Below are 13236 nucleotides of genomic sequence, written 5' to 3'. Positions count from 1 at the left end.
TTCCAAAATTCGGAACAATAGAGCGGAAATGAAAGGATGTCGGCGTGGATCAGTTGTCAGCGATGCGTGTATTTGTGCGAGTTGTTGAGACCGGCAACTTTTCCCGTGCTGCGGATTCGCTTAATATGCCCAAAACCACGGTCACGAACATGGTGCAGGGGTTGGAAGCGCATCTGCGTACAACGCTGCTGAACCGCACGACGCGACGGGTAATGCTGACGACGGATGGCGCCCTCTATTATGAACGCGCCATTCAGATCATCTCGGAAATTGACGAACTCGACGGCAGCCTTTCCAACGCGCAGGTCCAGCCCTCCGGGCGGTTGCGCGTCGAAATGGCAGGGGCCTTTGCCGACCTTGTGGTTATTCCCAACGTCTGCTCCTTTCACGAGAAATACCCGCTGATCAAGTTGGATCTGGGTGTCGGCGACCGATTGGTGGACTACATCGCCGAAAACGTCGATTGCGCTTTGCGGGTCGGTACGCCGCGAGACCAGTCGCTGATCGCTCGCAAGGTTTCAGAACTGAGGCTGGCCTCTTACGTTGCACCACGCTATCTGGAAAAATTCGGATCGCCGCAGCATCCGCAAGAGCTTGAAGATAAACATTTTTGTATCGGCTATCTGAACGCAGTGTCCGGGCAGATCATGACCATGGATTTCGAAAAAGACGGCCAGAAACTTGAGATCGCGCCCAACTACATCATGTCCGTCAATGACAGTCGAACCTATCTCAATGCTGCGGTTGCCGGAATGGGTGTGGCACAGCTTGCACCCTTCATGGCCGATGATGCCATAAAGCGCGGTGAGCTTTTGCCCGTCTTGTCCGATTGGGAACATGAAAGCTTGCCGATTTATATCGTTTATCCACAGACACGCCATGTGACGAACAAGGTAAGGGTATTCGTCGATTGGCTGGCACGGCTGATGCACAATCTTGATGTAAAGCCTTCAGCCTGATCGCTGTGTCTCAGGCCCGTTCGCCGTTTTCCGCATAATTGCGGGCATAGGCTGCGAGGATGAAACGTTCAGCCTGGAGGAGATATTTTTCCAGGCTCTCAGCTGCGGTGGCCGCGGCTCCGCGCTCCAATTGGCTAAGGATCGTCTGATTCTGGTCGATATAGGGTCCGTGCAAATACTCAGGATCACGCAACAAGCCAAAGACCAGGCGCAGCTCCAGCGATATCTGGCCGTAAAATGCGGTCAGGCGCGGGCTGTCTGCCAATTGCACGATTGCTGAGTGAAAAGCGATGTCGGCGCTGCCGACGCCCAGCCATTCACCCGCTTCACGGTGGCGTTTGGCGGTTTCGACGGCTTCGCGCATGACTGAAACGCTCGGGTGTCGCGGATGGGCCTGAGCCAATGCCGGGCACTCGATAAAACGTCTGACGCGGTAAATGTCGATAATTGTCGCCATGCTGGGTGTTGAAACGAATACGCCGCGGTTGGCTTCATAACGCAGTAGGCCTTCTTTGGTCAGCAGTCTGAAGACCTCGCGCAAGGTGTTGCGCGACACCTGCAGCTCCTCGCCCAGCGCAATTTCCGAAAGATGGCTGCCGGGCGGCAGGGTGCCGGATACAACGCGTTCGCGTATGCGGGAAGCTGTGGTTTCCGCGAGCGTTTGCACCGGCTCAGTCGAGGCCGCCGTTGTGCTCACGGATTTCGCCTTCTTCATCTGCGTTCCCAACATGCTGGTGTCTTTCTGCGCTTCAGGAAAGGGCCGGCTATGACGGCAACAATATTGATGAAGCGCGCGCAATCTATGCGCCGTGGTGCGAGGCTTCAAGCGAGATAAAGTGCTATAATGGCTGCTAAGACAAGAAAAAATAACCTGCAACACAAAATAAGTGCTTATTTTATGTGCATAATTTTATTTTTTGTAGGTTGATAATGAAAGATTGTTCAACAGTATGGACATGATTGTTGCCCTTTGCTAGATTTTGCTGATGGTTGACCCCGCAGGTGGTCGGCTTTTTGTCATTCTCCGCTCTCGATGGGTTATTGATGCTGACATTCGATCTGAACAGCGATCTCGGTGAAAGTTTTGGTCCCTGGGCAATGGGAGATGACGTGGCGATGCTGGACATTGTCAGCAGCGCCAATGTCGCCTGCGGTTTCCATGCCGGTGATCCCGCTGGAATTTTGCGGACGTTGCAACAGGCGAAAGCCAAAGGCGTCGTGATCGGCGCTCACGTTGGTTACCGAGACCTCGCAGGTTTTGGTCGACGCAATATGGACCCAACAAGCGAAGAACTGGTTGGCGATGTCATTTATCAGATTGGTGCGTTGAAGGGCCTTGCGACCGCCGCCGGCGCCCGTGTCGATTATGTAAAGCCGCATGGGGCGCTTTATAACACGATTGCCTTTGATGAACGTCAGGCGGCTGATGTGATCAAGGCAATTCTCAGTGTTGATCCCGAACTTGTGTTGATGGCGCTTGCCGGCTCGCCCTTGATCGAGCAGGCGCGTGTCGCGGGCCTTCGCGTTGTCGCGGAAGCTTTTGCCGACCGTGCCTATACGGCCGATGGAAGGCTTGTGTCGCGCCGCGAAAAAGGTGCCGTCCTGCACGATCCTGACGTGGTGGCGCAACGTATGTTGCGACTGGTGCGTGAGGGTGTTGTTCAGTCGATCTCTGGAACTGACGCACGGGTCGAGGCGCAGTCGATCTGCGTACATGGCGATAGCCCGGATGCAGTCTCGATGGCAGCCCGCCTGCGTGCGGTCTTTGCGGCAGAAGGCGTATCCATTCGGTCCTTCGTCGCGCAAGGGCGCCCGTGATATGACGCTCGCAGTCCCTTCTTCTGCTGTTGCCGTGCCGTCGTTACGGGTATTGCCGTTGCGCCCTGGTGCGTTGTTGTTGGAGTTGGTCGGGCTGGAAGAAACACTGTCGCTCTACGACGCCTTCCAGCAGTCACCTGTGGCAGGTGTTCAGGAAATCGTGCCGGCTGCGCGGACCCTGATGATCGCTTACGATCCACTCAGCCTCGATCAGGCCGAGTTGCTGCAAGCCGTTGCTGCACGGTTGGGCAAAAAGCGCAGTGTTGGAGTAACCGAAACCGTAGACATCCCCGTTCATTATGACGGCGAAGATATTGCCGATGTTGCCGAACTACTGGGATGTTCCACGTCCGAAGTTGTCAGGCGCCACACTGAAGCGGAGTATACGGTCGCCTTTACCGGTTTTGCGCCGGGTTTTGCCTATCTTTCCGCGCCGGGTGCAAAGCTTGCCGTTCCCCGTCGCAAGTCACCCCGCACAGTCGTGCCCGCTGGTTCCGTCGGCCTTGCCGGTGAATTCAGCGGTGTTTACCCCAAGGCTAGCCCCGGTGGCTGGCAGTTGATTGGTAGAACACCACTGGCGATGTTCGATCTTGCCCGTGACCCCGCAACGCTTTTGCGTCCTGGCCTGCGTGTTCGTTTCCACGACATTGCTCGCTCCAGCATGCACGCGGTTGAAACGCCAGCTGTTGTTGCGGAGCCTGTCGCACGTGTTTCGTCCGATATCGGGAACGGTATCGAAATCTTGAGTTCCGGTCTGCCGGTTCTGGTGCAAGATTTGGGGCGGGCCCATATGGCAGCGCAGGGCGTCAGTCTGTCCGGAGCACTTGATCACGGAAATTTCAAGCTCGCAAACCGCATCGTTGGCAATCGTCCCGGTACACCGGCACTGGAAATCGCACCGGCTGGATTTTCCTTCAAGGCGATTGGACGCGGTGTCATGGCCTTTACGGGCGCACCGGCTGCTACGTCTGTGACCAGTGCAAACGGCGCTGTTGCCTGCGTAGATTTCAATACGCCCGTTGCGCTGGATGATGGCGATGTGGTTGCTCTTCAGTCTCCGCTAAGTGGTACGCGCTCTTATCTTGCGATGCGTGGCGGCTTTGTCGTCGAGCCTGTGCTGGGCAGTGTGGCAACCGATACGCTGGCGCAGATTGGCCCTTTGGCACTTGATGCCGGTACACAGGTGGCTGTTAATTCTCAAAACGTAAAAACCCCAGTGCTGCCGGGTGAGCAATCCGCTTTTGCCATGCCGAAAGCCGACGAGATCGTGACGCTGGATATTTATCTGGGGCCACGCACCGACTGGTTTACCAATGAGGCGGTGGAAAGTTTCCTTTCGCAGAGCTGGCAGGTGACACCACAATCCAGCCGCGTCGGTATTCGTCTGTCGGGCGAACCGCTTGAGCGCCTAAACCGCAATGAATTGCCGAGCGAAGCAACACTTCGCGGTGCATTGCAGGTGCCTGCCAGCGGGCAGCCGGTGCTTTTCCTGTCCGATCATCCGCTGACGGGCGGTTATCCCGTCATAGCCAATGTCGCGGCTCATCACCTTGATCTGGCAGGTCAGATACCTGTTGGCGCTCATATCCGTTTTAATGCCCTGAATGCTTTTACGCATATCGATTTCGTTGCGAGTGATCCCCAATGAAAAAAGTCCTGATTGCCAATCGCGGTGAAATTGCTGTTCGCGTCATTCGTGCCTGCAGGGATTACGGTCTTCGCTCGGTGGCTGTTTATGCCGATGCGGATGCTGATGCCTGTTTCGTCAAAAAAGCCGATGAAGCCTATGCGCTGAAAGGTGTGACGGCCGCCGAGACCTATCTCGATATCGCTAAGCTGATTGATGTCGCAAAGCGTAGCGGTGCCGATGCCGTACACCCGGGCTATGGTTTCCTCTCGGAGCGTTCCGAATTTGCCCGCGCAGTTATCGATGCGGGCCTGATCTGGATCGGCCCCGATCCTGAGGTCATCGACGTGCTTGGCGACAAGCTTTCGGCGCGCCGTATCGCACAAAGTGTGGGTGCGCCGCTGGTTGCCGGCAGTGATGGTGCAATTGAAACGGCGTCTGAGGCGCTTGCTTTTGCCAAACAACATGGCGTTCCAATTGCCATCAAGGCTGCCCATGGCGGCGGCGGACGCGGTCTGAAAATCGCTCGCAATCTGGACGAAGTTGAAGAACTGTTTGAGTCCGCGACGCGGGAGGCGGTGGCGGCGTTTGGCCGTGGTGAGTGTTTCATCGAACGCTTTCTGGACAAGCCGCGCCATATCGAGGCGCAAATTCTTGCCGATCGTAGCGGCAATGTGGTCGTCGTCGGCACACGCGATTGTTCGTTGCAGCGCCGGAACCAGAAGCTGGTCGAGGAAGCGCCTGCACCGTTCCTTTCCGATGTGCAACGTCAGGCCATCCATAACGCTGCCCGGGATATCTGTGCGGAGGCAGGTTACACCGGTGCCGGAACCGTGGAGTTCCTGCTGAGCGTCGACGGTGTCATTTCTTTCCTTGAGGTGAATACCCGCCTTCAGGTGGAACATCCGGTTACCGAAGAAACAACCGGAATTGATCTTGTCATCGAGCAGTTCCGCATTGCCGAAGGCAAAACGCTGTCGTTTACACAGACACCGGAACCACGTGGTCACGCCATCGAGTTCCGTATCAACGTGGAAGATCCAGGTCGTGGCTTCTTGCCATCAGCCGGTCATATCACCCGGTTTGAAGCGCCTGCCGGTCCCGGTGTCCGTCTGGACAGCGGCGTGAACAATGGATGCGATGTGCCGCCGATGTTCGATTCCCTTGTGGCGAAACTCATCGTCTGGGGCAGGGATCGTGAGCAGGCAATTCGGCGTGCCCGTCGCGCACTTGGCGAGTTCGTCATCGAAGGTGTCCCATCGACCCTGCCGTTCCACCGTGCAGTCATGCAGGACAATGATTTTGCGGGTGCCGACTTTAAAGTTCATACTCGCTGGATCGAGACTGATTTCGCAGCTGTTCTTGAACAGGCTACACGCCCGGCACAACAGGGCAAGGCGGCCCTGCTGCGCGGTGTTGCCGAAATTGACGGCAAGCGTGTCGAGATTGGCCTGCCGGAGAGTTTCTTGCGACTTTTCGGGCAGGCTCACACACCGGCAGACGCCAAAGCGGATGCTGCGACAGATGAAAACGCGTTGCGTGCGCCGCTCGCCGGAATGCTTGCACACTGGCGCATTCAAAATGGTGCGGAAGTCGAAAAAGGCCAGGTTGTTGCGATGATGGATGCCATGAAAATGGAAACGGCCATCTCTGCACATCGTTCTGGCGTCATCACGCTGCTCGCCGAAGCCGGTACATTCCAGCAGGCGGCAAATTTCATTGCGCGCATCGACCCGATTGAAACGGGTGCATCTTCCCATAACGCCGGACAGGCCAAGCCGGAGACAAAGGCATGACCAATTCCCCGAACGCGCAGCGACCGCTGCTTGCAGTCAACAACTTAAGTGTCAGCTTTGGTGGACGCCGGGTCGTGGACGACCTTTCATTCAAGGTGGAAGCGGGCCGCACGGTGGCTGTCGTGGGTGAGTCCGGCTCCGGAAAATCCGTAACCTCTTTGTCGACCATGCGATTGGCCGACATGATGGGTGCGAAGTTCGACACCGGCAGCATTCTGTTTGACGACAGGGATCTGCTGAAACTGACCCAGAAGGAAATGCGCTCCATCCGTGGCAAGGAAATTGCCATGATCTTCCAGGAGCCGATGACCTCCCTGAACCCGGTTTTCACCATCGGTGATCAGGTATGCGAAGTGCTGATTCTGCACGAAAAGATCGGCAAGGTTGAAGCACGCAAAAAAGCCCAGGAACTGCTGGAAATGGTGCGCCTGCCGGATGCCGGAGAGCTTCTGGACCGTTATCCGCACCAGCTGTCCGGTGGCATGCGCCAGCGTGTGATGATTGCCATTGCATTGGCCTGTCGTCCCCGGCTGTTGATCGCCGATGAACCAACGACGGCGCTAGACGTGACCATTCAGGCGCAAATCCTCAACATCATGCGAGACCTGCAGCAGAAGCTCGGCATGGGCATGATCTTCATTACCCACGACATGGGTGTTGTCGCCGAAATGGCAGACGATGTTGTTGTGATGTGGAAGGGCAAGAAGGTTGAAGAAGGCCCGGTCGCCGAGATTTTCGCCAACCCCAAGCACCCTTATACACGCTCCCTGCTGTCGGCTGTGCCACGTCTTGGTAGCATGACAGGCGAAGAGTTCCCGATCCGCAAGCCATTGACTGTGCTTGAGGACGGTGAACCAAAGACAGTTGGCGAGGAACGTGTTCAGAACACGGTTCGCCAAGAAGGTGAGCCTCTGCTGTCGGTGCGGGACCTGTTTGTACGTTTCGATATCAAAAAGAACTGGTACGGCAAGGTGACCCACCGCTGCAGTGCCGTTTCGAAAGTATCCTTTGATATCCGTCCGGGTGAAACACTGGCGCTTGTCGGTGAATCTGGCTCCGGGAAATCGACAATCGGACGTACGATCCAGCAGCTGCAAGCATCCCGTGCTGGCGAAATCTCGTTTGCCGGAAAACGCTACAGCGATATGTCGGCGGCCGAGCGTTTCTCCATGCGTCAGAAGGTGCAGTACATCTTTCAGGACCCGTTCGCCTCACTCGATCCACGCAAGACCGTGGGCTTTTCGATCGCCGAGCCGATCAATACCCATGGTTTGATCCTGGGCACCAAAGAGGTGCGTCGCCGGGTTGATGAGTTACTGGAGCGCGTCGGTCTCGATAGCTCATTCGCCAGCCGTTATCCGCACGAGTTTTCCGGCGGTCAGCGTCAGCGTGTCTGCATTGCCCGTGCACTGGCATCCGATCCGCAACTGATTATCGCCGATGAGGCGCTTTCGGCTCTCGATGTGTCCATTCAGGCGCAGATCATCAATCTGTTCATGGACCTTCAGGCAGAGCGCGGGTTGGCCTATCTGTTCATCAGCCATGACATGGCAGTGGTGGAGAAAATGAGCCACCGCGTGGCCGTGCTTTATCTCGGCCAGATCATGGAAATGGGCAGCCGCCAGCAAGTGTTTGAAACGCCTGCGCATGACTACACCCGCCGTCTCCTGTCGGCTGTGCCGGTTGCCGATCCGACGCGTGCCCGCAATACGGCGCTGCTGGAAGGCGAAATCCCAAGTCCTATCCGTGCTGTGGGCAACGAACCAAAAATTCTCGAACGTGAGGAAATAAACCCGGGTCACTTCGTAGCAAAAAGTGCCTGAAAATAGCGATTAATCGCGTATCACTAAAAGGAAGAGGTACATGAAAATAATCAAATGGGGAATAAGTGCTACTTTCATGGCGCTGGCTCTTGCTTCCGCACAGCCAGCCGCTGCCGCTGGGAAACTGACGGTTTCCTTGCAACAGGATCCGGGAAGCTGGGACCCGATCGACACCTTTCTGGTGGCGTGGGCTTCCGTTTCTACCAACATTTTCGATGGTCTGACTTACCGTGGTCCTGACCTTAAAGTTGTTCCGGGACTTGCTGAATCCTGGGAAGAGCTGAATGACGGCAAACTACTGCGCTTCAAGCTGCGCCAGAATGTCAAATTCCATAACGGTGAAGACTTCAATGCTGCTGCCGTCAAGTTCACCTTTGACCGTCTTCTGGGAGATGAAGGCGCCAAGGGTCCACAGCGTTCCAACTACACCGTTATCGAAAGCGTTGATGTTATCGACGACTACACGGTTGAGATGAAACTCAAGTCGCCGGACCCAGTGCTGCTGACCAAGCTGGCCGGTTATGGCGCGATGATCGTTCCGCCAAAATACATTCAGGAAAAGGGTGAAGACAATTTCAACGTCAACCCGGTCGGTACCGGCGCGTTCAAGTTCTCGTCCTATGCTCCGAAGGTTGATATCAAGCTGGAAGCCAACCCGGACTACTGGGGTGGTGCACCGAAGATCTCCGAGCTTGAGTACCGCTTTATCGCCGAGCCAGCCACAGCCGTTGCCGAACTTCAGGCCGGTCGTGTCGACATCGTTATTCCGCCAACCATTCCGATTGGCATGATCCCTGTCATCACCGGCGATTCCAAGCTGGAGATTGTCAGCGTTCCCGGCCCAACCGTAGATGCGCTGCGTTTCAACACCCGTGATGGCATCACTGCAGATCCGCGTGTTCGCAAGGCCATCATCATGGCTGTCGATCGTTCCACCATCGTCCAGTCCATTCTGGCTGGTCAGGCATCGGAGATCGCAAGCTTCCAGAGCGCTCTGTCCTTCGGTCATGATCCAGAACTGAAGCCGCTGCCTTACGATCCTGCCGGTGCAAAGAAGCTCCTTGCTGACGCTGGCGTCAAGGCTGGAACGCCTTTGCAGATCGACGTTCGCGGTGCAGATTCCACGATGAATGAAGTGGTACAGGTTATTGCCAGCTACCTTCAGCAGGTCGGCCTGAACGCAACCATCAAGCCTTATGAGACCAACGTGCTGGTCAACGATATCATCCCGCAGGGCAAAACCGGCGCGATGTTCCAGCAGAAGTGGGGCGGCTGGACATTCGACTTCGATAACACGGCCTATGCCATGTACCACTCGGGTGAAAAGTGGAACCCGTATGAAAAGGACGAGACGCTGGACAAGCTGCTGGAATCGCAGCGTCCGCTGACCGACCGTGCAGAGCGTGAAAAGATCCTTCGCGAAGTTGGCCAGTATGTTGCCGACAAGGCACTTGAACTGCCGCTCTACAACTCCAACGCCATCTTCGGCATCAACAAGCGCGTGAAGGGCTTTGTCGCTCCTCCTGACAACCGCTTGAAGCTGAACGAGGTAACCGTCGAGTAATCCGACATACGGCGCCGTCTGCCTGACGGGCGGCGCCTCTGACTTGCGAAGGGAAAAAACGTGGCCGGTTTCCTCATCAAACGATTGTTGCAGGCGCTTTTTGTCGTCATTGCCATTACGCTTCTTGTGTCTTTTGCCGTGCGCCTGACTGGCGACCCGGCCCTGATGATGTTTCAGGGCGGCGGCGGAAGCATGACGGAAGATGATCTGGCGCGTATACGTGAAGCACTGGGCACTGACCGGCCGTTCTTCGTGCAATATGTGAGCTTCCTTAAAGGGCTGGTCACATTCGACCTCGGACGCAGCTTTACCGGCGGCACCTCCGTTTCCCGTCTTGTTGGCGATGCGCTTCCGGCTACGTTGCTGCTGGCCTTTATCTCGATGTTCGTGTCGATCGCCCTTTCCATTCCGCTCGGCATCAAGGCTGCAACGTCGCGTGGCAAGGCTGCCGATCAGGCCATTCGCATCTTCTCGCTGATTGGTCTTTCCTTCCCGAATTTCTGGCTGGCGACCATGCTGGTGCTGCTGTTTGCCATAACGCTCGGCTGGTTGCCGCCAAGCGGCATGGTTGGCATGTCCAGCTATGTCATGCCTGCATTGACCATGGGCGTCATCCTGACCGCGACCAATGTTCGTCTTGTGCGCACAGCCATGCTGGACACGTTGCAGTCGCAATATGTGATGGTTGCCCGTGCCAAGGGCTTAAGTGAAAGCAAGGTGCTCTACAAACATGCGCTGCGCAATTGCGCCATTCCGCTCATTACCTATTTCGGCCTGCAGTTCGGCGGCCTTCTCGGTGGTATCGTGGTCATTGAACGTGTGTTCAACTGGCCGGGCCTGGGCACGCTTGCTTTTGATGCGGTCGCCGCGCGCGACTATCCTGTGTTGCAGGGTGTCATCACCGTTCTTTCCCTGCTGATTGTCGGCATTAACCTGCTGGTCGATATTGCCTATGGGCTGGTCGATCCGCGCATTCGCACGGAGTAGTCGCTGATGGCTGCCAATTCCTCACGCGTTTCCCGCTTTGCAAGTCTTGAATTTGTGCTTGGCGCTTGCCTGACCGTTGTTATCTGCCTTGCAGTGCTATTTTCCGATTTCCTGTTCCCCGGCGGAGCGGAAAAGATCGATCTTATGGCGCGTCTTGCAAAACCCTTTGCCAGCGCTGCACATCCCTTTGGCACTGATCCACTTGGACGTGATGTGCTGGCGCGCGTTGTTGCCGGCGGTAAGATTTCGCTGCTTGTCGGCTTTTCGTCTGTTCTCGGTGCCGTCGTGTTTGGCGTCGTCGTCGGACTGGTTGCCGGTTATTACCGTGGCTTCTGGGACATGCTGGTCATGCGCTTTGCCGACCTGCAGCTTGCCATGCCGTTCATCCTGTTGGCGATCACCTTCATTGCTATCGTTGGTGGCAGCCTGACCAACACCATCATTCTGCTGATCGTATCGCAATGGGTGCAGTATGCCCGTCTGGTGCGTGGTTCGGTGCTGACATTGCGTGAGCGCGAATTCATTCTGTCGGCGCGCGCGATTGGTGTCAAAGACTGGCGCATCATCTTCCAGCACCTTCTCCCGAACCTGATTGGTCCGGTAATCGTGCTGATGACCCTGAACGTTGCCAACAATATTCTGCTGGAAAGCAGCCTGACATTCCTGGGCCTTGGCGTTGATCCGACAATCCCGAGCTGGGGTGGCATGCTGGCAGACGGCCGTACCTACCTGCAAACGGCCTGGTGGGTCAGCGTCTTCCCCGGTCTGGCCATTCTGTTGACCGTTCTTGGCCTAAACCTTCTGGGTGACTGGCTGCGTGACAGTCTCGACCCGACCGGCCGCACTTCGAGGTAAACTGCCATGACAATTCTATTCGACCGCCGTTTGACGCGCACGCTTGATACTTTGCTTGCAGACGCGTTGCCCGGAAGCACATTACAGGCCTGGACTTTCGATGACCGGGCGAGCCGCCGTACAGCTGAGCGCGCTTTTGCTGAAAAAGGCGTTACGGCGCGGCTGCGTAGCGCCTACAAGCCGCTTCTTTATGCTTTTTGGGAAGAGATTAATCTCGACGGCGTTGAAAGCATCGAGGTGTTTTATCCCGTGCATCCCAATGCACCGGAAAACAGGTTTCGTCTCGAGGCCTATCCGCTGGCAGAAATGGTCGGCGCTCGCGCGATGAGCTTTACCGCTCGCAAGGACGCAAACCTGCATTATGACGTTGTCCTGCAGCGAGCGGGTCGGACAGAGACCGTCAAGGTCTTTGCTCCCAACCGTGTGCATGTTGATGCGGCGGACGAAACCAATCTGTCTCCGACCGGCTGGTTGCAGCGTGACGACGAGCCAGGTGTGCGATTGGAAACCGATTATGAATCGCTGTTTGCCTCAGCAATCGATGCTGTTGCCACTTACGACTGGGGCGTGGATGAACCTTATTTCGAAGAGCTGAATATTCGTGTTGCATTTCCTGCCGACGATGAGCGGATTGCGGTTGGCGACGAGGCGATCAGCCTGCGTGAAGCGCTGCACGAAGATTTCTACTTTTCGCTTCTGGAATTTTTCCAGAAAAAGTCCGGGCGACCCATTGGCGATCGCGGCTTGAAACCTGGCCAGATCGTGCCGGAGATCGTCAGGGACGGAAACGCTGTCTCGGTTTGCGTTTCTGTGCGCCCGCTGACGACCGGCTACCTTGATGGTGAGGTGCAGGATCTCGATACGGCGACACGCCCGCTAGCCACGCAGCAGATCGTTGCCGCACTTTCCGAGGTGGGTGGCGACGCCTTCGAGGCGCGTTCCAGAGCAGGACGTGTGCTGCATGCCCGTTATGTCAATGGTACCGACGCTGCGGTGATGATCAGCGGTGGTCAACATCCTAATGAAACCACTGGCATTTGCGGCGCTGTCAGGGCCGCAAAACAGCTCGTGCAACGGCCGGGCGCACATTTTACGATTTCTCCGCTGGAGAACCCGGACGGTTACGCACTACACCAGCGACTTTGTGTCGATAACCCGCGCCATATGCATCATGCTGCCCGCTACACGGCACTTGGTGACGATCTCGAGTATCGCACCGAAGAAACCGCAGCTGGTCATATCAACGAAAAGCAAATCCGCTTTGATGCGCAGCAATTGAGCGGCGCATTGCTGCATGTCAATCTGCACGGTTACCCCTCCCATGAATGGACCCGTCCGCTTTCGGGTTATGTGCCACGCAATTTTGCGATGTGGACGTTGCCGAAGGGCTTTTTCCTGGTGGCGCGTTACCACGCCGGTTGGGAACCGCAGGCCGAACGTCTGCTGGACCGTGTCACACGGCACCTCAGTGCGATACCGGGCCTACTGGCCTATAATGAGCGGCAGGTTGCGCTCTATGAAATTCATGCAGGAGAAACCGGTTTCCGTGTCATCAATGGTTTCCCGTGCCTGGCATCGGTTGATGATCGCCACACAGTGCCAATGACGCTGATTACCGAGTATCCCGATGAAACCATCTATGGTGATGACTTCATTGCCGGTCATACCGCGCAGATGGAAACGGTACTTTCGGCCTATGAGGCCTGGCAGGATATCGCCGCGACATCCTGAACAGCCACGACCGCTTTATAAAATAAGGGCGACCTCATACGACAAGATGAGGTCGCCCTTTCTTTTTTTTGCGAGC

Annotated in this window: 10 protein-coding genes; 9 read left to right on the top strand and 1 reads right to left on the bottom strand. The window is 56.3% G+C overall.

What is annotated here, in order from left to right; genetic code table 11:
* Window positions 1–44: 44 nt before the first annotated feature.
* Complete coding sequence (locus tag PYL13_RS17455; protein ID WP_275642490.1) at window positions 45–959, top strand: LysR family transcriptional regulator; 915 nt, start codon at window positions 45–47, stop codon at window positions 957–959.
* 10 nt (window positions 960–969) lie between these two features.
* Here the strand turns inward: PYL13_RS17455 and PYL13_RS17450 are convergent, their stop codons facing one another.
* On the bottom strand, window positions 970–1674 hold the full coding sequence (locus PYL13_RS17450; protein ID WP_275642489.1) for a GntR family transcriptional regulator: 705 nt from the start codon (window positions 1672–1674) through the stop codon (window positions 970–972).
* A gap of 329 nt (window positions 1675–2003) precedes the next feature.
* Here PYL13_RS17450 and PYL13_RS17445 point away from each other — a divergent pair, with 329 nt between their 5' ends.
* The 8 genes from PYL13_RS17445 to PYL13_RS17410 are packed head-to-tail and all read left to right on the top strand — an operon-like array spanning window position 2004 to window position 13160.
* The gene (locus PYL13_RS17445) at window positions 2004–2777 is read left to right on the top strand and encodes a LamB/YcsF family protein (protein ID WP_275642488.1); all 774 of its coding nucleotides are present in this window, start codon (window positions 2004–2006) and stop codon (window positions 2775–2777) included.
* 1 nt (window position 2778) lies between these two features.
* Window positions 2779–4425, top strand: coding sequence for a 5-oxoprolinase subunit PxpB (gene pxpB / locus PYL13_RS17440; protein ID WP_275642487.1), 1647 nt, complete (start codon window positions 2779–2781; stop codon window positions 4423–4425).
* A complete protein-coding gene (locus tag PYL13_RS17435) occupies window positions 4422–6200 on the top strand; it encodes an acetyl/propionyl/methylcrotonyl-CoA carboxylase subunit alpha (protein WP_275642486.1) in 1779 nt (592 codons plus the stop codon). Before pxpB ends, PYL13_RS17435 begins: the two co-directional genes overlap by 4 nt.
* Window positions 6197–8023 (top strand): ABC transporter ATP-binding protein, encoded by a 1827-nt coding sequence (locus PYL13_RS17430; protein ID WP_192489359.1) that lies wholly within the window; start codon window positions 6197–6199, stop codon window positions 8021–8023. The genes PYL13_RS17435 and PYL13_RS17430 overlap by 4 nt, the downstream gene beginning before the upstream one ends.
* 40 nt (window positions 8024–8063) lie before the next feature.
* Window positions 8064–9587: an ABC transporter substrate-binding protein gene (locus PYL13_RS17425; RefSeq protein ID WP_275642485.1), complete on the top strand. Its 1524-nt coding sequence runs from the start codon at window positions 8064–8066 to the stop codon at window positions 9585–9587.
* A 60-nt stretch (window positions 9588–9647) separates the two neighbouring features.
* Window positions 9648–10574: an ABC transporter permease gene (locus tag PYL13_RS17420; protein ID WP_192489357.1), complete on the top strand. Its 927-nt coding sequence runs from the start codon at window positions 9648–9650 to the stop codon at window positions 10572–10574.
* 6 nt (window positions 10575–10580) lie between these two features.
* Window positions 10581–11429 carry an ABC transporter permease gene (locus tag PYL13_RS17415; RefSeq protein ID WP_275642484.1) on the top strand — a complete coding sequence of 283 codons (849 nt, stop codon included), beginning with the start codon at window positions 10581–10583 and terminating at the stop codon, window positions 11427–11429.
* Between the two features lie 6 nt (window positions 11430–11435).
* The gene (locus PYL13_RS17410) at window positions 11436–13160 is read left to right on the top strand and encodes a M14 family metallopeptidase (protein WP_275642483.1); all 1725 of its coding nucleotides are present in this window, start codon (window positions 11436–11438) and stop codon (window positions 13158–13160) included.
* Window positions 13161–13236: the final 76 nt, after the last annotated feature.

The sequence above is a fragment of the Agrobacterium sp. Azo12 genome (assembly GCF_029193765.2).
In the GTDB taxonomy this organism is placed as follows: domain Bacteria; phylum Pseudomonadota; class Alphaproteobacteria; order Rhizobiales; family Rhizobiaceae; genus Agrobacterium.
The sequence above is the reverse complement of the archived record's forward strand: the minus strand, read 5'-3'. Positions and strand labels throughout refer to the sequence as shown.

What these genes read in the sequence shown, in the direction of transcription:
- PYL13_RS17425 (WP_275642485.1), top strand. Translation starts at nt 8,064, where the DNA reads ATGAAAATAATCAAATGGGGAATAAGTGCTACTTTCATGGCGCTGGCT.
- PYL13_RS17445 (WP_275642488.1), top strand. Translation starts at nt 2,004, where the DNA reads ATGCTGACATTCGATCTGAACAGCGATCTCGGTGAAAGTTTTGGTCCC.
- PYL13_RS17410 (WP_275642483.1), top strand. Translation starts at nt 11,436, where the DNA reads ATGACAATTCTATTCGACCGCCGTTTGACGCGCACGCTTGATACTTTG.
- pxpB (WP_275642487.1), top strand. Translation starts at nt 2,779, where the DNA reads ATGACGCTCGCAGTCCCTTCTTCTGCTGTTGCCGTGCCGTCGTTACGG.
- PYL13_RS17450 (WP_275642489.1), bottom strand. Translation starts at nt 1,674, where the DNA reads ATGAAGAAGGCGAAATCCGTGAGCACAACGGCGGCCTCGACTGAGCCG.
- PYL13_RS17430 (WP_192489359.1), top strand. Translation starts at nt 6,197, where the DNA reads ATGACCAATTCCCCGAACGCGCAGCGACCGCTGCTTGCAGTCAACAAC.
- PYL13_RS17415 (WP_275642484.1), top strand. Translation starts at nt 10,581, where the DNA reads ATGGCTGCCAATTCCTCACGCGTTTCCCGCTTTGCAAGTCTTGAATTT.
- PYL13_RS17435 (WP_275642486.1), top strand. Translation starts at nt 4,422, where the DNA reads ATGAAAAAAGTCCTGATTGCCAATCGCGGTGAAATTGCTGTTCGCGTC.